The sequence below is a fragment of the Enterobacter cloacae complex sp. P29RS genome, from assembly GCF_014893445.1.
GTDB classification, from domain to species: Bacteria; Pseudomonadota; Gammaproteobacteria; order Enterobacterales; family Enterobacteriaceae; genus Enterobacter; species Enterobacter intestinihominis.
Genome location: NZ_JADBPZ010000010.1, coordinates 92,592 through 112,480 on the forward strand (window position 1 = coordinate 92,592; position 19,889 = coordinate 112,480).

At 53.9% G+C, this 19,889-nt stretch carries 17 protein-coding genes and 1 riboswitch; of the genes, 7 read left to right on the forward strand and 10 right to left on the reverse strand.

Annotation, left to right across the window (positions count from 1 at the left end):
- Positions 1-39 precede the first annotated feature (39 nt).
- Entirely contained in the window at positions 40-2,073 is a 2,034-nt protein-coding gene (gene metG, locus IM282_RS09710) for a methionine--tRNA ligase (protein ID WP_048966454.1), read from the reverse strand.
- A gap of 137 nt (positions 2,074-2,210) precedes the next feature.
- Between metG and apbC the strand changes: the two genes are divergently transcribed.
- Positions 2,211-3,320: an iron-sulfur cluster carrier protein ApbC gene (apbC, locus tag IM282_RS09715; RefSeq protein WP_192970357.1), complete on the forward strand. Its 1,110-nt coding sequence runs from the start codon at positions 2,211-2,213 to the stop codon at positions 3,318-3,320.
- An 89-nt stretch (positions 3,321-3,409) separates the two neighbouring features.
- On the opposite strand, the gene IM282_RS09720 is transcribed toward apbC, so the two are convergent.
- Together IM282_RS09720 and IM282_RS09725 are read right to left on the reverse strand one after the other, a co-directional pair.
- Positions 3,410-3,886, reverse strand: coding sequence for a GNAT family N-acetyltransferase (locus IM282_RS09720; RefSeq protein WP_045620917.1), 477 nt, complete (start codon positions 3,884-3,886; stop codon positions 3,410-3,412).
- On the reverse strand, positions 3,837-4,169 hold the full coding sequence (locus IM282_RS09725) for an RcnB family protein (protein WP_022648672.1): 333 nt from the start codon (positions 4,167-4,169) through the stop codon (positions 3,837-3,839). Before IM282_RS09725 ends, IM282_RS09720 begins: the two co-directional genes overlap by 50 nt.
- Positions 4,170-4,624: 455 nt before the next feature.
- Between IM282_RS09725 and IM282_RS09730 the strand changes: the two genes are divergently transcribed.
- From IM282_RS09730 to IM282_RS09740, 3 genes are read left to right on the forward strand one after another with little or no spacing between them, the layout of a single operon-like run.
- Positions 4,625-5,755, forward strand: coding sequence for a polysaccharide export protein (locus tag IM282_RS09730; protein WP_022648671.1), 1,131 nt, complete (start codon positions 4,625-4,627; stop codon positions 5,753-5,755).
- The gene (locus IM282_RS09735) at positions 5,755-6,204 is read left to right on the forward strand and encodes a phosphotyrosine protein phosphatase (RefSeq protein ID WP_022648670.1); all 450 of its coding nucleotides are present in this window, start codon (positions 5,755-5,757) and stop codon (positions 6,202-6,204) included. Before IM282_RS09730 ends, IM282_RS09735 begins: the two co-directional genes overlap by 1 nt.
- Positions 6,204-8,393 carry a polysaccharide biosynthesis tyrosine autokinase gene (locus IM282_RS09740; protein ID WP_058677655.1) on the forward strand — a complete coding sequence of 730 codons (2,190 nt, stop codon included), beginning with the start codon at positions 6,204-6,206 and terminating at the stop codon, positions 8,391-8,393. Before IM282_RS09735 ends, IM282_RS09740 begins: the two co-directional genes overlap by 1 nt.
- Before the next feature lie 52 nt (positions 8,394-8,445).
- Here IM282_RS09740 and IM282_RS09745 read toward each other — a convergent pair whose 3' ends face one another.
- The 4 genes from IM282_RS09745 to IM282_RS21955 form a co-directional block, all read right to left on the reverse strand.
- Positions 8,446-9,912, reverse strand: a complete 1,467-nt coding sequence (locus tag IM282_RS09745) for an aspartate aminotransferase family protein (RefSeq protein ID WP_038416407.1) — start codon at positions 9,910-9,912, stop codon at positions 8,446-8,448.
- Positions 9,913-9,930: 18 nt separating this feature from the next.
- Positions 9,931-11,307 (reverse strand): diaminobutyrate--2-oxoglutarate transaminase, encoded by a 1,377-nt coding sequence (locus IM282_RS09750; RefSeq protein WP_032622473.1) that lies wholly within the window; start codon positions 11,305-11,307, stop codon positions 9,931-9,933.
- A 311-nt stretch (positions 11,308-11,618) separates the two neighbouring features.
- Positions 11,619-12,062 carry a hypothetical protein gene (locus IM282_RS09755; RefSeq protein ID WP_022648666.1) on the reverse strand — a complete coding sequence of 148 codons (444 nt, stop codon included), beginning with the start codon at positions 12,060-12,062 and terminating at the stop codon, positions 11,619-11,621.
- Positions 12,063-12,268: 206 nt separating this feature from the next.
- Entirely contained in the window at positions 12,269-13,498 is a 1,230-nt protein-coding gene (locus tag IM282_RS21955; RefSeq protein WP_171932517.1) for a YadA-like family protein, read from the reverse strand.
- 681 nt (positions 13,499-14,179) lie between these two features.
- Positions 14,180-14,276: riboswitch (TPP riboswitch) on the forward strand.
- A gap of 35 nt (positions 14,277-14,311) precedes the next feature.
- On the opposite strand from IM282_RS21955, the gene thiM reads away from it, so the two are divergent.
- The 3 genes from thiM to IM282_RS09775 are packed head-to-tail and all read left to right on the forward strand — an operon-like array spanning position 14,312 to position 16,667.
- On the forward strand, positions 14,312-15,082 hold the full coding sequence (thiM, locus tag IM282_RS09765; protein WP_023306588.1) for a hydroxyethylthiazole kinase: 771 nt from the start codon (positions 14,312-14,314) through the stop codon (positions 15,080-15,082).
- Positions 15,079-15,879 carry a bifunctional hydroxymethylpyrimidine kinase/phosphomethylpyrimidine kinase gene (thiD, locus tag IM282_RS09770; RefSeq protein ID WP_023300565.1) on the forward strand — a complete coding sequence of 267 codons (801 nt, stop codon included), beginning with the start codon at positions 15,079-15,081 and terminating at the stop codon, positions 15,877-15,879. Before thiM ends, thiD begins: the two co-directional genes overlap by 4 nt.
- A gap of 41 nt (positions 15,880-15,920) precedes the next feature.
- Positions 15,921-16,667: a GntR family transcriptional regulator gene (locus IM282_RS09775; protein ID WP_022648658.1), complete on the forward strand. Its 747-nt coding sequence runs from the start codon at positions 15,921-15,923 to the stop codon at positions 16,665-16,667.
- On the opposite strand, the gene IM282_RS09780 is transcribed toward IM282_RS09775, so the two are convergent.
- Genes IM282_RS09780 through IM282_RS09790 form a run of 3 tightly spaced genes read right to left on the reverse strand, consistent with a single transcriptional unit; the run spans position 16,641 to position 19,869 of the window.
- The gene (locus tag IM282_RS09780) at positions 16,641-17,594 is read right to left on the reverse strand and encodes a PfkB family carbohydrate kinase (protein WP_023306586.1); all 954 of its coding nucleotides are present in this window, start codon (positions 17,592-17,594) and stop codon (positions 16,641-16,643) included. The genes IM282_RS09775 and IM282_RS09780 overlap by 27 nt on opposite strands.
- Positions 17,591-18,595, reverse strand: coding sequence for an ADP-ribosylglycohydrolase family protein (locus IM282_RS09785; protein WP_023300562.1), 1,005 nt, complete (start codon positions 18,593-18,595; stop codon positions 17,591-17,593). The genes IM282_RS09780 and IM282_RS09785 overlap by 4 nt, the downstream gene beginning before the upstream one ends.
- Positions 18,592-19,869 (reverse strand): nucleoside permease, encoded by a 1,278-nt coding sequence (locus tag IM282_RS09790; protein WP_022648655.1) that lies wholly within the window; start codon positions 19,867-19,869, stop codon positions 18,592-18,594. Before IM282_RS09790 ends, IM282_RS09785 begins: the two co-directional genes overlap by 4 nt.
- Positions 19,870-19,889 lie beyond the last annotated feature (20 nt).

Genomic DNA, 19,889 nt, shown 5'->3' on the forward strand with positions numbered 1-19,889 from the left:
CCGGGCAAAAAAAAGCCGGATTCTCATCCGGCTTATTTATTACTTCACCTGCTGACCCGGCTTCGCGCCTTCGTCAGGGCTTAACAGGAAGATGTCTTTTCCGCCCGGGCCTGCGGCCATCACCATCCCTTCAGAGATGCCGAAGCGCATTTTACGCGGCGCCAGGTTTGCCACCATCACGGTCTGACGACCGATCAGCACCTGCGGATCAGGGTACGCGGAACGAATGCCGGAGAAGACGTTACGTTTCTCGCCGCCCAGATCCAGCGTCAGACGCAGCAGTTTGTCAGAACCTTCCACGAACTCCGCGTTTTCGATCAGCGCCACGCGCAGGTCGACTTTGGCGAAATCATCAAAGGTGATGGTCTCCTGAATCGGATCGTCCGCCAGCGGGCCGGTCACCGGCGCGGCAGCCGCTTTCACCTCTTCTTTTGATGCTTCCACCAGCGCGTCAACCTGTTTCATCTCGATGCGGTTATACAGCGCCTTGAAGGTGTTTACCTTGTGGCCGAGCAGCGGCTGCTGGATGGCATCCCAGGTCAGTTCGGTGTTCAGGAATGCTTCCGCGCGGGCTGCCAGCTGCGGCAGAACCGGCTTCAGCCAGGTCATCAGCACGCGGAACATGTTCAGACCCATGGTGCAGATCGCCTGCAAGTCGGCGTCGCGGCCTTCCTGTTTCGCCACCACCCACGGCGCCTGCTCGTCGACATATCGGTTGGCCACGTCTGCCAGCGCCATGATTTCGCGAATGGCTTTACCAAATTCACGACTTTCCCAGGCTTCGCCAACCGCAGCGGCGGCGTCGGTGAAGGTTTTATACAGCTCAGGATCGGCCAGTTCGGCAGAGAGCACGCCGTCAAAGCGTTTAGCGATAAAACCTGCGTTACGGGACGCCAGGTTCACCACCTTGTTGACGATGTCCGCGTTCACGCGCTGCACGAAATCTTCCAGATTCAGGTCGATATCGTCGATGCGGGAAGAGAGCTTCGCGGTGTAGTAGTAGCGCAGGCTATCCGCATCGAAGTGGTTCAGCCAGGTGCTGGCCTTAATAAACGTCCCGCGAGATTTGGACATCTTCGCGCCGTTGACCGTTACGTAGCCGTGTACGAACAGGTTAGTCGGCTTGCGGAAATTGCTGCCTTCAAGCATCGCTGGCCAGAACAGGCTGTGGAAGTAAACGATGTCTTTACCGATGAAGTGGTACAGCTCGGCGGTGGAATCTTTCTTCCAGTACTCGTCGAAGCTTACGGTGTCGTCGCGCTTGTCACACAGGTTCTTGAAGGAGCCCATGTAGCCGATTGGCGCATCCAGCCAGACGTAGAAATATTTGCCCGGCGCGTTCGGGATTTCGAAGCCGAAGTATGGCGCATCGCGGGAGATATCCCACTGCTGCAGACCGGATTCAAACCACTCCTGCATCTTGTTCGCCACCTGCTCCTGCAGCGCGCCGCTGCGGGTCCACGCCTGCAGCATTTCGCTGAACGACGGAAGGTCGAAGAAGAAGTGCTCGGAGTCACGCATCACCGGCGTGGCGCCGGAAACCACGGATTTCGGCTCGATAAGCTCGGTCGGGCTGTAGGTCGCGCCACACACTTCGCAGTTATCGCCGTACTGGTCCGGGGATTTACATTTCGGACAGGTGCCTTTGACGAAACGGTCCGGCAGGAACATGCCTTTTTCCGGATCGTACAGCTGAGAGATGGTGCGGTTTTTAATGAAACCGTTCTCTTTCAGACGGGTGTAGATCAGCTCTGACAGCTCGCGGTTCTCGTCGCTGTGCGTGGAGTGATAGTTGTCATAGCTGATGTCAAAGCCAGCAAAATCGGTCTGATGCTCCTGACTCATTTCGGCGATCATCTGTTCCGGGGAAATTCCCAGCTGCTGCGCTTTCAGCATGATTGGGGTGCCGTGGGCATCGTCCGCACAGATGAAGTTCACCTCGTGGCCGCGCATTCGCTGGTAACGGACCCAGACATCAGCCTGGATATGCTCCAGCATGTGGCCGAGGTGGATTGAGCCGTTGGCGTACGGCAGGGCGCACGTTACCAGAATTTTTTTCGCGACTTGAGTCATAGTAGGCATTACTTCTTTTAACTGTGAAAAGGGTTTTCGATATTACCAAAAGGGGCATTATTAAGTAAGCACAAACCACGGCCTTTCAGGTAAACTTGTTCATCTAAGGTCTTATTCACAAGAACAAAGGAGTCGGGATGAGTTCTCAATCCCAGGCCAAATCACCGGAAGCCTTACGAGCAATGGTCGCCGGGACGCTGGCTAATTTTCAGCATCCAACCCTGAAGCACAATCTCACGACGCTGAAAGCGCTTCATCATGTCGCATGGCTGGACGATACGCTGCACATTGAGCTGCAGATGCCGTTCGTCTGGACCAGCGCCTTTGATGCCCTGAAAGAGCAAACCAGCTCTGAGCTGCTGCGCATTACTGGCGCAAAAGCAATTGACTGGAAGCTAAGCCACAGCATCGCCACGCTCAAGCGCGTGAAAAATCAGCCGGGCGTTAACGGCGTGAAGAACATCATCGCCGTCAGTTCTGGCAAGGGTGGGGTGGGTAAATCGTCGACCGCCGTGAACCTGGCGCTTGCTCTGGCGGCAGAAGGGGCGAAAGTCGGCATTCTGGATGCTGATATTTATGGCCCGTCCATTCCGAACATGCTGGGTGCTGAAAACCAGCGTCCAACTTCGCCGGACGGCACCCACATGGCACCGATCGTGGCGCACGGTCTGGCGACCAACTCCATTGGTTACCTGGTCACGGACGATAACGCAATGGTCTGGCGCGGCCCGATGGCCAGCAAAGCGTTGCTGCAAATGTTGCAGGAGACAATGTGGCCTGACCTCGATTATCTGGTGCTGGACATGCCGCCGGGCACCGGTGATATCCAGCTGACGCTGGCGCAGAACATTCCGGTCACCGGCGCCATCGTGGTCACCACGCCGCAGGATATCGCGCTGATCGACGCCAAAAAAGGCATCGTCATGTTCGAGAAGGTGGAGGTGCCGGTACTCGGCATCGTCGAGAACATGAGCATGCACATTTGCAGCAACTGTGGACACCATGAGCCGATCTTCGGTACCGGCGGTGCGGAGAAGCTGGCGGCGCAATATCACACCCAGCTGCTGGGGCAACTGCCGCTGCATATCACACTGCGTGAAGATCTGGATAGCGGTAAGCCGACGGTGGTCAGCCGTCCTGATAGCGAATTCACGGAAATCTATCGTCAGCTGGCGGGGCGCGTTGCGGCGCAACTGTACTGGCAGGGGGACGTGATCCCGAGTGAGATCGCCTTCCGCGCGGTGTAACGCCTCTGCGCGTTAGTGCCGGGTGGCGGCTTCGCCTTACCCGGCCTACCTCGATTTTGTAGGTCAGATAAGCGTAGCGCCACCTGACTTTACCCAAGCCGATAGTGCATCAAATAATACTCTCCTTCCGGAGAATCCCCCGTAGCCTCAATGTGCCAGCCGTGGCGCTGGTAAAACGCAACCGCCCGCTCATTCTTCACCAGACACTTCAGCGCGCCTGTACTGGTAAACGTCCTCTGTACTTGTTCCAGTAACAAACGGCCAACTCCCAGACGCTGATACAGCGGGTCGACAAACAGATTGTGCAAAAAGTTATCATTTTCCCAGACGGAGGCAAACCCTACCCGGTGACCGTCGTGAATCGCAACCCAGATCTGCTCGTCACGCGTTGCGGCGTCAAAATCCTCAAGCTGCCATTCAGAATTGTCCAGCCATGGCCAGGCCACGCGTCGTGCATGCAGGTACAGCGTGCGCAGAAATGGCCGGTCGTCCTCCTGCCAGGGCCGGATCATCGTATCAGCGGTGATAGAAAATATCTCCGTTATAGGCTTTGTAGATTTTGCCATCAGCATCGCCAATCAGAACGTAATTTTCACCCATGTAGGTCCAGTGCGTACCGGCATCGGGCGCGGGAAGGTTACGTAGCTGGTACTGTTTGATGGTGTACTCTGGCGTCTGATACTGCGCGGGCGCGGTATCGCCAATCTTAAATTTGGTGAAGTCGGCGATGAACTCCTGCTCTTCATAAGCCTTAATGCCGGAAGGCGCGGCGGCCGTTTGCGGGGCTGCGAATGCGGAGCCCGCCAGAGACAGTAATACACCCAGAAGCACCAATTTACGCTTAGCCATTTTTTCTCCAGTGATATCGTTACGGATACGCTTGTCTGCGGGGGACAGTGCGGCAGACAGCCCATTTTAAGTATCAAAACAGGGTGTGTTTGAAAAAAAATGTAACAAAAGTGAACGGTTTTGTGTAGTGCCAGCGGTTGTGAGTATTTTTGATATGAATGCGTGCTGACGGGAATAATTCATTGTAACTATCGTTTTGCTGAATTAATTCTGAAAATACATTGTTGCCGTAATTTTATAAACTGTAGATCGTGCTTTTTTTTGCCACAGGCTTTAAGATTTTCAGGAAGATTATATTTTAATTAATTGCCCGTCACAGATCGGGCAATTCGTGTCTTCACTTTTAGATTACGTTTTAGTATTCCCTTGAAAAGAAACTTATTTCAAGCGTGGGTTAGCGCAGGGCTGCGCCCCGTCGGGCGTTCGCTACGAGCAGGGATGATAAGTATATATAAATGAAAAACACAACAGCATTATCTGTAATATTCTTAGCAATAAGTCAGTTGGCGGGGTGCGTAATTTCTCCCGGCCAAACGTTAAGTTCCGCAGGCAAAAAAATAATTGCGCCGGCTGATCTCAATAATAGTTTAGATAAACAAATCGAAATTTATCCACTTACGCCCGGATTAATTGAGAAACTACGTCCCGCTGCAGCTAAATCTCAGGCAAATCCTAATCTTGATGAGCAGGTCAAAAACTGGGAATACCGTATTGGAATCGGTGACATCCTGACGGTCACCGTCTGGGATCACCCGGAGCTGACTACGCCCGCGGGACAGTATCGCAGCGCAAGCGATACGGGAAACTGGGTCAATGCCGATGGCACGCTCTTTTATCCTTACGTGGGTAAACTGCACGTGGCGGGAAAAACGGTTTCCAGAGTGCGCGAGGAGATCACCGCGCGGCTGGATAACGTCATTGAAAGCCCCCAGGTCGACGTCAGCGTTGCCGCTTTCCGTTCGCAAAAAGCCTACGTTACGGGAGAAGTGGCGAAATCTGGCCAGCAGGCCATCACCAACATTCCGCTGACGGTTATGGATGCCGTTAATGCCGCAGGTGGGCTTACTGCTGATGCGGACTGGCGGAACGTGGTGCTGACTCACAACGGCCAGGATTCCCGAATTTCCCTGTATGCCCTGATGCAGCATGGCGATTTAACCCAGAATAAGCTGCTCAACCCTGGCGACATCTTGTTTATTCCCCGCAACGATGCGCTGAAAGTATTCGTGATGGGCGAAGTTGTTAAACAGAGCACGCTGAAGATGGATCGCAGCGGCATGACGTTGGCTGAAGCGCTCGGCAATGCCGGTGGCCTGGACCAGAATATGGCTGATGCGACGGGTATTTTTGTTATCCGCTCGGTACGCGAGTCCGGGAAAATTGCGAATATCTATCAACTGAATGCAAAAGACGCTTCGGCCATGGTGCTGGGCACCGAGTTTCAGCTTGAGCCTTACGACATTGTCTATGTCACCACTGCTCCACTCTCCCGATGGAATCGCGTAATAACACAGCTTGTTCCGACAATCAGCGGGGTGCATGACCTCACCGAAACGGTTCGTTATATCAGATCGTGGCCGCAATAATGTTCGAATCAATACTCGTAGTATGTACCGGAAATGTCTGCCGTTCTCCGATTGGAGAACGGCTTTTGCGCCAGCACTTGCCCGACAGACACATCACCTCGGCGGGAATACTCGGCCTTGAGGGGTATCCGGCGGATGAGTGCGCCCAGGACGTGGCCTGGCGGCATGGGATCTCCCTCGACGGTCATGTGGCGCGCAGGCTGACACGCAGGCTGATGCAGGGATCCGATCTCATCCTGGTTATGGAGCCGGAACATCTTCGCTTCATTGCAGCCATGGCACCGGAAAACAGGGGGAAGTCGCTGCTTTTTGGGCAGTGGCTGGAGCCGCAGGATATCCCAGACCCCTATCGTAAAAGCCGTGAAGCGTTTGAATATGTGTTCGGGCTATTGGGTAAAGCCAGCCAGGAATGGGCACGTCGTTTAGGACAGAAAGGAATAAAGCATTAATGTCGTCTTACACAACAGACAGTTATGGTGCAGGGGCACCCGAACAAAATGAAATCGATCTCGTTCGTTTGCTCGGCGAAATGATCGACCACCGCACGATGATATTGTGCGTGACTTTCCTTTTCACTTTATGCGCGGGCCTCTATGCCTGGGTTACGCCACCTGTTTATCAGGCGGATGCTATGGTGCAAATAGAAAGCAAACAGGATAACGGCCTGCTCAAAGGCTTGAGCCAGCTGGGCACCGATATTTCGCCGGATGTTGCCCCTGAAATTTTACTGTTGAAATCTCGCATGATCCTCGGCGAGACCGTCGACAAATTAGATCTGACGTATCAGGCAAAGCAGCGCGTTTTGCCTGTGGTGGGGCGTCTCTGGCAGCGTCTGCAAGGGCGTGGCCAGGGCAACATAACGTTAGGCGAACTCCAGATCCCGCAGGTGGAGGGCAAAGCGCAAGAACTCACGCTGACCGTACAGGAAGCGGGAAGGTATCACCTGACGGGCGAAAACATTGAGGCAGACGGCCAGGTGGGTAAAACGCTGGTTACGCAAGGGATCGTGCTGCGGGTGACCTCGATTGAGGCGACGCCAGGCACACAGTTTTCGCTTAAGTCGTTGACGCGCCTGGAGACGATCAATGCACTGAAGAAGCGTCTGACGGTCGTGGAATCGGAGAAACAGAGCGGTATTGTGACCTTAACCCTGACGGGTGAAGATCCTGACAAAATCGCACGGGTGCTGAATGCGATTGCTGAAAATTATCTTCAGCAAAATATCGCGCGCCAGGAGGCTCAGGATTCGCGTAGTCTGGATTTTTTACAGGAGCAGTTACCGAAAATCAGAGCGGACCTGGATCAGGCTGAAGCGCGGCTGAATGCCTACCGGGCGCAGCGCGACTCTGTGGATCTGTCTTTAGAGGCAAAATCCGTCCTGGATCAGGTTGTGAACGTTGAGAATCAGCTAAATGAGCTGACGTTCCGGGAGGCAGAAATTTCCCAGCTCTTTAAAAAGAGTCACCCTACCTACCGTGCATTGCATGAAAAAAGACAAACCCTTGTGCGGGAACGGGATCGTCTTAATAACCGTGTGTCCTCGATGCCCTCCACGCAGCAGGAGATTTTACGCCTGAGCCGCGATGTTGAGTCGGGCCGCACGATTTATTTACAGCTATTGACGCGTCAGCAGGAGCTGAATATTTCCCGCTCCAGCGCTGTCGGGAACGTGAGGATCATTGATGAGGCGGTTACACTCCCGGATCCGATAAAACCGCGAAAAGCGCTAATCATTGCGCTTGGCGTGCTGTTCGGGCTCATCCTTTCAATGGGGACCGTACTGGTACGTCAGGCGTTCAAACGTGGGATCACGCTTTCCGAACAGCTGGAAGCGCAGGGGATGCCGGTTCTGGCGACGTTACCACGTTCACAGTGGCTGTGGAGTAAAACGCATTTGCGCAGAAAAAATCCGTTTTCTCGTCGCTGGACACACAAAACCTCGGATGTACCTTTCCTGCCAGTCGATCGACCTGCTGATATGTTTGTTGAAGCGGTACGCGGGCTGCGAACCAGTCTGCATTTCACCATGATGGAGGCTGAGAATCGCATTGTGATGATTTCTGGCCCCACGCAGGACTGCGGAAAAACGCTGGTGGCGACGAACCTGGCGGCCATTGCCGGGCAGAGCGGTCAGCGGGCGCTGTTTATTGATGCGGATATGCGCCAGGGTTATGTGCATAATATTTTTGGCCTGGAGAACCGCCACGGATTATCCTGCCTGCTGGAAGGGAAGCGCGACTTTGGGGAGGTCATTCAGCATGCTGAAAAAGGGGGAATTGACGTCATCACCTGCGGCCCGGAACCCCTGCGTCCGTTAGAAATGCTGTTAAGCGAACGGTTCATTGACATCATGTCCTGGGTTAACGAGCACTATGACATTGTCATCATCGATACACCCCCAGTTCTTGCCGTCAATGATGCTGCGCTGGTTGCCAGAGCAGCCGGAACAACGCTAATGGTTGCCCGTTACGATAAAACCAGCGTGAAAGAGATGGAGAATACCGTTAAACGTCTACAGCACGTTGGCGTGAAGGTCAGCGGCACAATCCTCAACGATATTGTTAAATCCGCAGCGCTGTTTTACAGCTCGGGGTACAGCCAGTATGACTACGGTTATGCTTCGAGGAAAAAAGGATAGGGGCGTCAGGACGGGAAAATAAACCCTCTCCCGGATGGGAGAGGGAAAAGCATTACTTCGCCATCACTTCCTGCGCGGTACGCTCAACCAGAGACAGCAGGACTTTAACGTCCTCCAGCGTCACGGTTGGGTTCAGCAGGGTCAGCTTCAGGCAGGTGACGCCGTTATGCTCGGTCACCCCGACGTTTGCGCGGCCGGATTCCAGCAGCGCATCGCCAATTTTCTGGTTCAGCAGGGCGATACCGGCGTCATCCATCTGGGTCTGCGGACGGAAGCGGAACAGCACGCTTGCCAGCTGGGGTTGCATAACCAGTTCCAGAGCAGACTGCTCTTTTACGTAAGCCGCAACCTGCTGTGCCAGCGTCACGCCGTGATCGATAATTGCCGCGTATTGCTCCTGACCCAGCGCTTCCAGGCTCATCCACAGTTTCAGCGCGTCGAAACGACGGGTGGTTTGCAGAGATTTGGAAACCAGGTTAGGCACACCCGCTTCTTCATCGAACTCAGAGTTCAGATAAGCTGCCTGATAGCGCATCAGCTCATAATGACGCGCTTCTTTCAGCAAGAAGGCACCGCAGCTGATGGTCTGGAAGAACTGCTTGTGGAAGTCCAGCGTTACGGAGTCCACAAGTTCAATGCCGTCCAGATAGTGACGATACTGCTCAGACATCAGCAGCGCGCCGCCCCAGGCCGCATCAACGTGTACCCAGATATTCTGTTTCGCAGCCAGCTCAGCAATAGCACGCAGCGGATCGATAGCACCCGCATCCGTCGTGCCGGCCGTGGCCACAATCGCCAGAATCTGTTCGCCGTTCGCGTTGCACTGTTCGATTTTCGCCGCCAGATCGGTGAGATCCATGCGGGAGAATTCATCAGTTTTCACCTGCACCACGGACTGGTAGCCCAGGCCCATCAGCGCCATGTTTTTCTGCACGGAGAAGTGGGCGTTTTCAGAGCACAGCACGCGAATTTTGCGCAGATCGCCCACCAGACCGTCCTGCTGTACCGAGTGGCCCTGACGCGCGAAGAACGCATCACGCGCCAGCATCAGGCCCATCAGGTTACTCTGGGTGCCGCCGCTGGTGAAGACGCCTGCGTCGCCAGCCTGATAACCCACGCGGGTACGCAGCCATTCGATCAGCTTGATCTCAATAATGGTTGCGGACGGGCTTTGATCCCAGGAGTCCATACTCTGGTTGGTGGCGTTAATCAGCACTTCCGCCGCCTGGCTTACGACCAGGCTTGGGCAGTGCAGGTGCGCCACGCACTGCGGGTGATGAACGGACAAACTGTCTTTCAGGAAGAACTCCACGGCGCGTTCAATCGCCGCTTCGTTGCCCAGCCCTTTCGGGTTGAAATCCAGCTTAATACGGTCGCGCAGCTCCGCGACCGTTTTGCCCTGGTACATCTCAGGTTGTTTCAGCCATTGCATCACAGCCTGAGTGCTTTGTTCAATCGCCTGCTGGTAAGCTTCAATGCTCTGGGCAGAGGAGAACAAAATTGGGTTTGAATCAGACATCGTAATCAACAACTCCGGTTACGCCGGGCGAACGCCCGCAGCAAGCAGTGCCTGCTCGAATTTATCCAGGAAGACTTTCAGCTCGTCATCGCTGATCAGCAGTGACGGCAGCAGACGCAGAACGATACCGTTACGGCCGCCACGCTCCAGAATCAGGCCTGCTTCGAAGCACTTCTTCTGGATCAGTGCAGACAGCTCGCCATCGCCCGGGAAGCAACCCATGTGGTCGGCGGCTTCATGTGGCTTAACGATTTCAATACCGATCATCATGCCCAGACCGCGAACGTGGCCGATCACCGGATAGCGTTTCGCCATCTCTTTCAGCTGGCCTTTCAGCCATTCGCCCTGTGCGGCAACTTTGCCCGCGATATTCTGGTCTTTCAGGATCTTCAGCGTCGTCAGACCGGTTGCCATCGCCAGCTGGTTGCCGCGGAAGGTACCGGTGTGGTGACCAGGCGCCCACGCATCGAACTGCTTCTTGATACCGAGCACAGCCAGTGGCAGACCGCCGCCAACTGCTTTGGACATCACGATGATGTCAGGCTCAATGCCTGCGTGTTCGAAGGCAAAGAATTTACCGGTACGGGCAAAGCCAGCCTGAACTTCGTCGAGGATCAGCAGAATGCCGTGTTCCTGAGTCACTTTACGGATGCGCTGCAACCACTCAGCCGGAGCCGGGTTCACGCCGCCTTCGCCCTGAACAGCTTCCAGGATCACCGCGGCAGGTTTACGCACGCCGCTTTCAACGTCGTTGATCAGGTTATCGAAGTAGTAGGTCAGCGCCTTCACGCCCGCTTCACCACCGATACCCAGTGGGCAGCGGTACTCGTGTGGGTAAGGCATGAACTGGACTTCTGGCATCATACCGTCAACCGCTTCTTTCGGAGACAGGTTACCGGTGACGGACAGTGCACCATGGGTCATACCGTGGTAACCACCAGAGAAACTGATGATACCGCTGCGACCGGTTACTTTTTTCGCCAGCTTCAGCGCCGCTTCAACGGCGTCAGCCCCGGACGGGCCAGTGAATTGCAGGCAGTACTCTTTGCCCTGACCAGGCAACAGAGAGAGGAGGTATTCTGAAAACGCGTCCTTCAACGGCGTAGTCAGATCCAGGGTATGTAACGGCAAGCCGCTGGTAATGACATTTTGGATGCTTTGCAGCACATCAGGATGATTGTGGCCAAGCGCGAGGGTGCCTGCGCCTGCTAAACAGTCAAGGTATTCTTTATTATCTGCATCGGTGATCCACACGCCTTCTGCTTTCGTGATCGCTAAAGGCAGTTTGCGCGGATAACTCCTGACGTTAGATTCAAACTCGGCCTGACGGGCCAGATAGGTTTCGTTGCTTTTGTGGGCATCTACGGTGTCAATACGGACTTTATCCGTCATCATATCACTCCTACAACCGCCGCTTCGTTATGAGCAACGATTGAATAAAAAGTTAAAAAACAGATGGGGCCTGAAAAAAACGCCGCCAATATAGAGCCTTTTGTCACCGGGCTCAATGGTTAATTTGTTTACTGTTTTGTGACACAGGGCACAGGGGAGGGGATAACCTCATTTTCTGGCAAAAATATGCAGTTTATTCTCAATAAAAACAGTGGTTTATATATGGATTGTCAGCATTGTAAAATCAGATGAAAGAGTGTGGCAAATTGTGCGCCTGGCAGGCTAAAAGGAGGCGGAGAGCCTCCTTAGACTGTTTATTTTTGGGTAACGCGTAAAACGCCGTGTTCACGTCCCTTTGTTTTATTCCATGACGCGTCCGTAATACCGTTTTCATCCAGGCTTATCGATATCACAAAACCGTTACCATGGATCTCATAGAAATTCGCATTCAGACGTTTAACGCTGGCTTTTTTGCCGTTCACGGTAGCGCTAAAAAAGCCGTTAGAAAGGGTAGCGTTAACCGTATCCGACGAGAACGAGGCTTCGCGAAGGGGATCGTGAACGGATGCCGTTGGTTCGTGTTGTGCCGCGTTTTCCGCTTTGGTTTTGCTGATATCGCAAGATCCATCGCCAGCGCTAATTTGCGTGCATCCCGAGCGCTCTAACTGAGCACGATAGTGTGCGCTAATGGCGTGTGCAGGCGAAATACACCCAGCAAGTACGGCAGCGCTTAACACTAGCATCATTGATTTTTTCATTTTATCACCTTAAAAACGACACAAATAATAAGAAACGTACATAATGCCGATCCAGACCCCGACCGAAATAAGCAATAGATACAGGGCAGCTGAAATAAAAATGTGTTTGAGCATGTTATTGGCCATCATCATACTTTCCATCAGCGAAGTACTGTCGCCCTGAAAAGCTTCCTCTATTATGAATGTAGTCGAGTTACGTGTTTTTCTTAAAAGCCAATCCCGATGCCTGCGCCCATAGCAAGATCATTATTTGTAGAATCGCTTACGCCAGCTTTAACGATGGTGTTGCTACCAACGTGGAAGGATGCACCCACACTAACAGCTTGCTCGTCTTTAAAGCTACCTACACCAGCAGAGAACATGACAGCCTGTTCTTTCTCTACTTGAGGCATAGAGGCGATAGCTACAGCGCTAGCAGCACCTGAACGGGCTTCTTTCTTATTGCTATCAACTTCATCTTTCAGGCTCTTGAATTGAGAGTTAGTGTTAGCTTGCGCTTGTGCGAACACTTGTTGAGCAGCTTTCAGATCTTTAGCTTGTGCTGTAGTTTGGGTATTGAGTGACTTAACCAGATTGATAGTTTTAGTATCAACTTCTTTCTTAGTGATGGTAGTTGTGATTCCGTTAGAGCCAGCTTTACCTGCATCCCCTTTATCACCTTTAGCGCCAGTGTCGCCCTTATCACCTTTGATGGAATCTCCTTTATCTCCTTTCTCACCCTTAACACCTGGAGCACCATCTTTCCCAGCTATTCCTTGTGCGCCTGTATCACCTTTTAAACCTTGCGCACCAGTTGCACCTGCAGCGCCTGTAGCACCCGTTGCCCCGTCTTTACCGTCAACACCATCTTTACCATTAACACCGTCTTTAGGTGGTGTTTGGTTCTCTAAAGCGGTGATCCGTTGATCATGGTTAATCAATACAGAACCTTGTAACGCGCTTTCATCTTGCAATGATTTAATATCGGAACCATTGTTAACAACACCTTGTAAAGCAGTGTCTGCTTTGTTTTTAATGTCATTAATCAAAATATTTTGTTTGTTGTCGGTGGAGGTCTGATCAGCTTTGTTGTCCTCTACTTTCTGATTCAAAGTAGAGTTAAATTGTGCATTAGCATTAACACCAGCTTGAGCAGCATCAGCTTTATTTACAGCAGTGTTAGCAGTATCTTGTGCATTATTGATAGCAATGTTTGCCTTCTCAACATCCCCTTGCAGATTATAGATTTGTGCGTCTTGTTGAGTGTTGCTAGCCTTGATGTTATCAAGGTTATATGCGGTGTTGTTAGTCCCTTGAACCTGAATAAAAGTACCTGAATTGGTAACATTATCGTTAAGATTTACATTTACATCAGCAGCTTTAGCTACGTTCATTGAACCAGCAAAAAGAGCACCGATAATAGCGACAGCGATGACGGTTTTACTAACAGGTTTCATTTGAAATGACTCACAGTGTTTGGCAGATAAAATATACGCTAGCGATATTGCTAACGTTTGTTTAAGCAGAGCTGAATGGGTAAGTTTAAGTGTGTCGAATTTTATAGTTGTATTTAATATTTATGTTGGTAACGGAGCGAAACTATAGATATTTCGCGGCGAGAAATATTGATTTTGATCATGTTTCTTATTAATGATAAGAATGATGAGAAATAATGCTCTTGCATTGTTTCTTCTTTAAAATCAATTTGTTGTGATGCGCTTGCGAACTGTCTTAATTTAACCTTATGATTTTTATGAGATTTTATTTTAACACTTATGCGGTTTTTATTTAAGTGATGGAAATTAAGGTTTACACGGGGTTTTCAAATGAAAATAACAACCTTTAAAGCTGAAAGTAAACATTATCGAGCGGGTGTATTTAAATAATGGGCAAGATATTCTTCCGTAAGATTTCCAATGTAAACATTAAATAAAGATATTTGTAATGTGAATTCAATGTTAGTTATTTATTCAGTACAAATAATACCGGAAAACGAACAATAGAATTTCTCATTTTTTGTGTAACCTGAACCCGTCTGTACCTTATAAGGCAGTGAGATAAAGGGAAAATGGTTGTCAGCAGGCTCAACCACGGGTACACTAAATAATAAAGTATTGTTTAAGCTTTTGTTTTATAAATGATTTGACTCGGGGTGCCCTTCTTTGTGAAGGCTGAGAAATACCCGTATTACCTGATCTGGATAATGCCAGCGTAGGGAAGTCAGATGCCTACCCGGTCATCGCTTCTTTCCGCACGGCAGGAGCGAAACCATGCAGCCTGACCTGCTCGACTCACACGTTTTACATCAATTCCGAACCCGTTCCCCGCTCACGCACTGTATGACCAACGATGTCGTGCAGACCTTCACCGCCAACGTTCTGCTCGCGCTCGGTGCTTCCCCGGCAATGGTGATCGAAGCCGAGGAAGCGGAACAGTTTGCCGCGCTTGCCGATGCCCTGCTCGTCAACGTTGGCACGCTCACCGCGCCGCGCGCCCAGTCGATGCGTCGGGCTATTGAGAGCGCGGTAGCCGCGGGCACACCCTGGGTTCTGGACCCCGTCGCGGTTGGCGCGCTGGCGTTCCGCACCCGTTTTTGCCAGCAAATATTATCCCTTAAACCTGCGGCCATTCGTGGCAACGCCTCCGAAATCCTCGCCCTTGCCGGAATGAGTGCGGGCGGACGTGGGGTCGATTCCACCGATACGGCAGCGAGCGCGTTGACCGCTGCGCAGGCGCTTGCCCGCCAGACCCACGCCGTTGTAGTCGTCACAGGGGAAGTGGATCACATCACCGACGGCCAGCGAACCCGTACGGTCGCGGGGGGCGACCCGCTGATGACCCGCGTGGTAGGAACTGGCTGTGCGCTCTCGGCGGTCGTCGCCGCCTGCTGCTCGCTGCCTGGCGACAGGCTTGATAACGCGGCGGCAGCCTGCGGCTTTATGAAGCGCGCAGGGTCAGTTGCCCTGACTCAAAGCCGGGGGCCCGGCAGCTTTGTCTCCGCGTTTCTGGACGCGCTTTACGCGCTGGAGGAACAGGTATGACACGTATTAATGCCCTGACTATTGCGGGAACCGATCCAAGCGGCGGAGCGGGGATCCAGGCAGACCTGAAAACCTTCTCTGCGCTCGGCGCATACGGGTGCTCGGTTATCACCGCGCTGGTTGCGCAAAACACGCGCGGCGTACAGTCGGTGTATCGCATTGACCCGGATTTTGTCGCCGCGCAGCTGGATTCGGTATTCAGCGACGTACGTATCGACACCACCAAGATCGGCATGCTGGCAGAGGCGGACATTGTTGAAGCGGTCGCTGAACGTCTCAAGCACTACCAGATAAAAAACGTGGTGCTTGATACCGTGATGCTGGCCAAAAGCGGCGATCCGCTGCTCTCCGCCTCGGCTGTCGACACCCTGCGTAAAAAGCTGCTGCCGCAGGTTGCGCTGATCACGCCAAACCTGCCTGAAGCCGCCGCGCTGCTGGATGCGCCACACGCGCAAAACGAACGTGAGATGAAAGAGCAGGGGAATGCGCTGCTGGCGATGGGGTGTCGCGCGGTGCTGATGAAAGGCGGCCATCTTGATGATGCAGAAAGCCCGGACTGGCTTTTCACCCACGATGGCACGCAACGTTTCACCGCGCCACGCGTCCAGACCAAAAACACCCACGGCACGGGCTGTACGCTCTCGGCGGCGCTGGCGGCGCTGCGTCCTCGTCACGCCACATGGGCGGATACGGTGCAGGAGGCGAAGGTCTGGCTCTCGGGCGCGCTGGCAAAAGCCGATTCTCTGGAAGTGGGTCACGGTATTGGTCCGGTTCACCATTTTCATGCATGGTGGTAAGCCGTATACTGGCATGAAACTCATGCCAGAGAAAAACAGAGATGGAACAAGCGCATACCCGGTTAATTGCTCAACTCAAGGAACGAATTGCCGCACCGGACAACACGCCGCTGTATCTGAAATTTGCCGAAACGGTCAAGAACGCGGTGCGCAGCGGTGTGCTCGCGCACGGTAATATTTTGCCCGGCGAGCGCGATCTGAGCCAGCTGGCCGGTGTGTCGCGTATTACGGTGCGTAAAGCCATGCAGGCGCTGGAAGAGGCTGGCGTCGTTACCCGCGCGCGTGGATACGGGACGCAAATCAACAATATCTTTGAATATTCGCTGAAAGAGGCGCGCGGCTTTTCTCAGCAGGTGGTGCTGCGTGGCAAAACGCCCAACACCCTGTGGGTCAATAAACGCATCGTGAAGTGCCCGGAAGAGATCGCCCGCCATCTTTCCCTTGCGCCGGAAAGCGATGTGTTTTTGCTTAAGCGCATCCGTTACGTGGATGACGATGCGGTATCGATAGAGGAGTCCTGGGTACCGGTAGGATTAATTCCCAACCCGGACGACATTGGCGTCTCGCTTTATGATTACTTCCGCAGCCAGAATATCTTTCCGCAGCGCACCCGTTCGCGCGTCAGCGCCCGGATGCCGGACAGCGAGTTTCAGGCGCATATCAAGATGGACGATAAGATACCGGTGCTGGTGATCAAGCAAGTCGCGCTCGATCAACAGCAGCGGCCAATTGAGTACAGCATCAGCTACTGCCGCAGCGACCTATACGTCTTTGTGTGCGAGGAGTAGGGCCTCGCGCGTGGGGGCGCAGTCTCCACCGCGATGGCTGACTACCCAGGCGGCCACGGCATTGCCAAGCTGCACCGACTCTGGCAGTGACCATCCCGCAGCCAGCCCGGCAAGGGTACCTCCCGCATGGCTGTCACCGGCGCCGATGGTATCGACCACGGTAGCAGGAAACGCCGGAACGTGTCCGGAAGCGTCACCGTCGTACCAGACCGCCCCGTCTTTATCATGGCGTACGATTAGCGCAGCGCCAAACCGTTGCTGCCACTGAGTGCCGAGCTGTTCCACGTTCACGCCAAGCCATTCGGCGGCAAGTTCCGCCTCCTGCCGATTGAGCGAGACAACCGGTTTACGGGCCATAATCCGCGCCATCAGCGGGTCGGGAATATCCGCGATGCGCGGACCGAAATCGATAAAGAGCGTCACATCCTGAAGACGTTCCACCCAGGCCGTCAGCAGCTCGCCGCTGGGCGACGCCAGCTGGTAGCCGGACAAATAGATCAGGCTTTTCTCTGGCACGCTTAACCCGTCCAGCCAGCGTTGCTGCCACTGATTCTCCACACCGCTAAACGACATGAAGGTCCGTTCACCGTCAGGCTCCACCAGCGCCAGGCACCAGCCGTTATCGCCCGTTTCCGCTTCCACGGCGCTGTGCAGATCCTGCTTCGCCATGGCATTACGGATAATATCGGCCCACACGCCGTGGCCAACGGGAAGCGCGTTTTGCGCTGCAATGCCGAGCCGCTTGAGGGCGATGGCGATATTCAGCGCACAGCCGCCAATATTCACTCCCTGTTGCTTCAGCTCGATATCACACCCGCGCCAGGGCAGGGCGTAGGCGTCGGCAATCACGTCGATGACCGCCGCGCCGAGCACCGTTACGGGGCGCGTAGCGTGAAGGGTTTCGAGACGGCGGGCAAAAGCACTCATACGCCCTCCCTTTGCTCCCGGAAGTGCAGTAGTTTTTCGCAGTAGCGTCCGAAATCAAGCTGGTTTACGGCATCAAGTTCGCTTTTAAGCGCCGGATCAATGGCCTGTACACCGTGCAGCGCGCCACAGATGGCCGTTGCCATCGCGCCGATAGTGTCCGTATCACCGCCCAGGTTAGCGCATAACACCGCGCAGCGGTTCGGATCGGTGCCCGCAAGTTCGACCATCGCAATCGCCGCCGGAACGGACTCCAGGGTGCTCGTGCCCGCGCCAATAAGCTGATAGATCTGCTCGCTGGCGGACTCCGTACCGTTGGCTTCGCGCACGGTTTTCAGGGCCAGCTCAATACGAGCGGAAAGCGATGCGCTGAAAGTGGTCGTGTTCGCCTCCTGCGCCGCACGGGCAATACCCGGCAGGGCATCGGCGATGTTCTGCCAGCGCTCGCCGTCGATAGCGCGTGAAACCGCCCACGCGATCACCACCGCACCGGCGATGGCGAGATCCGATTTATGGGTCGGGCTGGAGGCTAACGCAACCTGTTCAACAAAATGTGCCAGACGCGTGGCCGGTAGCAGGCATCCCAGCGGGGAGGCGCGCATCGCCGCCCCGTTGGTGACGCCGTTATTTTCCAGCTCGCTCACCGGTTTGCCGTCACGGATGGCGTTCAGGGCAATTTTGGAGGTCGGGCCGAGCACATTCTTATTGAACGCGTCAAAATCCAGCGCCCAGTCCAGAATATGCTTACCGATAACGTCAGGATTAATTTCCCCGTCGCATTCGATAATCGCGTCGGCCAGGCACAGCGCCATCGACGTATCATCCGTAAATTCGGCCTGATTAAAGTAGCAGGCGGCATTATTCTCAGCCGGGCCGGGTAAGAAACGGTCGATCCAGCCGAAGTGCGCTTTCACCCGCTTGCGCGGCCACAGTTCAGACGGCATCCCCATCGCATCCCCTAACGCCTGCCCGTAAAGAGCACCGAGAATACGGTCTTGTTTCATTTAACTTCCCCTCGTGTCAGCGCGGTATCGCCATCAACCACCTCAATTGCGGTGATCTCTTTATCCGATTCGCGGAAAAACAGCATAAACAGCACGGCAATCACTACAATCATGATTGCACCAAACGTCCACATTCCGGCCCAGTTGAAGGTCAGCCCATTCACCGGCTCTTTATAGGCGAACATTTTTTCCATCATCACGCCGCCGAGACGGTAACCCAGCAGGCTACCAAAGCCCTGACAGCACAGCGTGATCAAGCCCTGCGCCGCGTTGCGCATATGCACGGGCGCTTTTTTATCCACGTAGATGTACGCGGTGACGTAATAGAAGTCATAGCTTACGCCGTGCAGCAGAATGCCGAGGAACAGCAGGGCGTAGGTGAAGTATTGTTCGGCGCCGCCGTAAACAAAGAAGCCGTAGCGAATGGCGGCGGTGATCAGGCCCAGCAGCAAGACCTTCTTAATACCAAAGCGTTTGGTAAAGAACGGCAGAGCGAGCATGAAGAAGATTTCAGAGAACTGGCCGAGGGTCATCCAGCCGGTGGCGTTTTTCATCCCCACTTCGGTGAGATAGCCGTTGGCAAAGATGTAGTAGAAAGCCAGCGGCATGGCGAACAGGAATGAGCAGAAGAAGAACACCAGGAAGTTTTTATCGCGCAGCAGGATCAGCGCATCCAGCCCCAGCATCACTTTGATATCCAGCTTGCCGGTGCTCTTCGGCGGGGTATTCGGCAGGAAAAGTGCGAAGACGCCGAGCAGAAGGGAGCTGGCAGCGGTCATCAGCAGCGGGATATTGGTGTCAGAGATGTCGCTATAGCCCATCATCTGCGGCAGGAAGCCGCACGCCAGGCCGGATGCAATCCAGCCGATGGTGCCCATCACGCGGATGCGCGGGAAATCAGCCTCCACGTCATCGACGTTCGCAAAAGCGATGCTGTTCGTCAGCGCGATGGTCGGCATATAGGTCAGGGAGTAGGCCAGCAACAGCGGGAAGAAGGTGCTGAACTGGGTTTGCTGTGCTGCGAAATACATCAGAATCGCGCCAGCGAACATCAGCACGGCCAGCACTTTCTGGGCGGCGAAGAAACGGTCGGTCAGCGAGCCGACCAGGATAGGAGAGAGGATCGCGGCAATAGCGGTACAGGCATAGGACCAGCCAATTTCCCCGGCGGTAAACCCGCTCTTGCTCAGCCACAGCCACAGCGGCACAAACCACGCGCCCCAGATAAACCATTCAACAAACATCATGAATGACAGTTGGACTTTCGTTTTCATTTTTTAATCCTGCATGTCAG

What these genes read in the sequence shown, in the direction of transcription:
- IM282_RS09720 (WP_045620917.1), bottom strand. Translation starts at nt 3,886, where the DNA reads ATGGCAAAATCTACAAAGCCTATAACGGAGATATTTTCTATCACCGCT.
- IM282_RS09785 (WP_023300562.1), bottom strand. Translation starts at nt 18,595, where the DNA reads ATGAAACAAGACCGTATTCTCGGTGCTCTTTACGGGCAGGCGTTAGGG.
- metG (WP_048966454.1), bottom strand. Translation starts at nt 2,073, where the DNA reads ATGACTCAAGTCGCGAAAAAAATTCTGGTAACGTGCGCCCTGCCGTAC.
- IM282_RS21955 (WP_171932517.1), bottom strand. Translation starts at nt 13,498, where the DNA reads ATGAAACCTGTTAGTAAAACCGTCATCGCTGTCGCTATTATCGGTGCT.
- IM282_RS09790 (WP_022648655.1), bottom strand. Translation starts at nt 19,869, where the DNA reads ATGAAAACGAAAGTCCAACTGTCATTCATGATGTTTGTTGAATGGTTT.
- thiM (WP_023306588.1), top strand. Translation starts at nt 14,312, where the DNA reads ATGCAGCCTGACCTGCTCGACTCACACGTTTTACATCAATTCCGAACC.
- IM282_RS09745 (WP_038416407.1), bottom strand. Translation starts at nt 9,912, where the DNA reads ATGTCTGATTCAAACCCAATTTTGTTCTCCTCTGCCCAGAGCATTGAA.
- IM282_RS09725 (WP_022648672.1), bottom strand. Translation starts at nt 4,169, where the DNA reads ATGGCTAAGCGTAAATTGGTGCTTCTGGGTGTATTACTGTCTCTGGCG.
- IM282_RS09775 (WP_022648658.1), top strand. Translation starts at nt 15,921, where the DNA reads ATGGAACAAGCGCATACCCGGTTAATTGCTCAACTCAAGGAACGAATT.
- apbC (WP_192970357.1), top strand. Translation starts at nt 2,211, where the DNA reads ATGAGTTCTCAATCCCAGGCCAAATCACCGGAAGCCTTACGAGCAATG.
- IM282_RS09750 (WP_032622473.1), bottom strand. Translation starts at nt 11,307, where the DNA reads ATGATGACGGATAAAGTCCGTATTGACACCGTAGATGCCCACAAAAGC.
- thiD (WP_023300565.1), top strand. Translation starts at nt 15,079, where the DNA reads ATGACACGTATTAATGCCCTGACTATTGCGGGAACCGATCCAAGCGGC.
- IM282_RS09755 (WP_022648666.1), bottom strand. Translation starts at nt 12,062, where the DNA reads ATGAAAAAATCAATGATGCTAGTGTTAAGCGCTGCCGTACTTGCTGGG.
- IM282_RS09740 (WP_058677655.1), top strand. Translation starts at nt 6,204, where the DNA reads ATGTCGTCTTACACAACAGACAGTTATGGTGCAGGGGCACCCGAACAA.
- IM282_RS09730 (WP_022648671.1), top strand. Translation starts at nt 4,625, where the DNA reads ATGAAAAACACAACAGCATTATCTGTAATATTCTTAGCAATAAGTCAG.
- IM282_RS09735 (WP_022648670.1), top strand. Translation starts at nt 5,755, where the DNA reads ATGTTCGAATCAATACTCGTAGTATGTACCGGAAATGTCTGCCGTTCT.
- IM282_RS09780 (WP_023306586.1), bottom strand. Translation starts at nt 17,594, where the DNA reads ATGAGTGCTTTTGCCCGCCGTCTCGAAACCCTTCACGCTACGCGCCCC.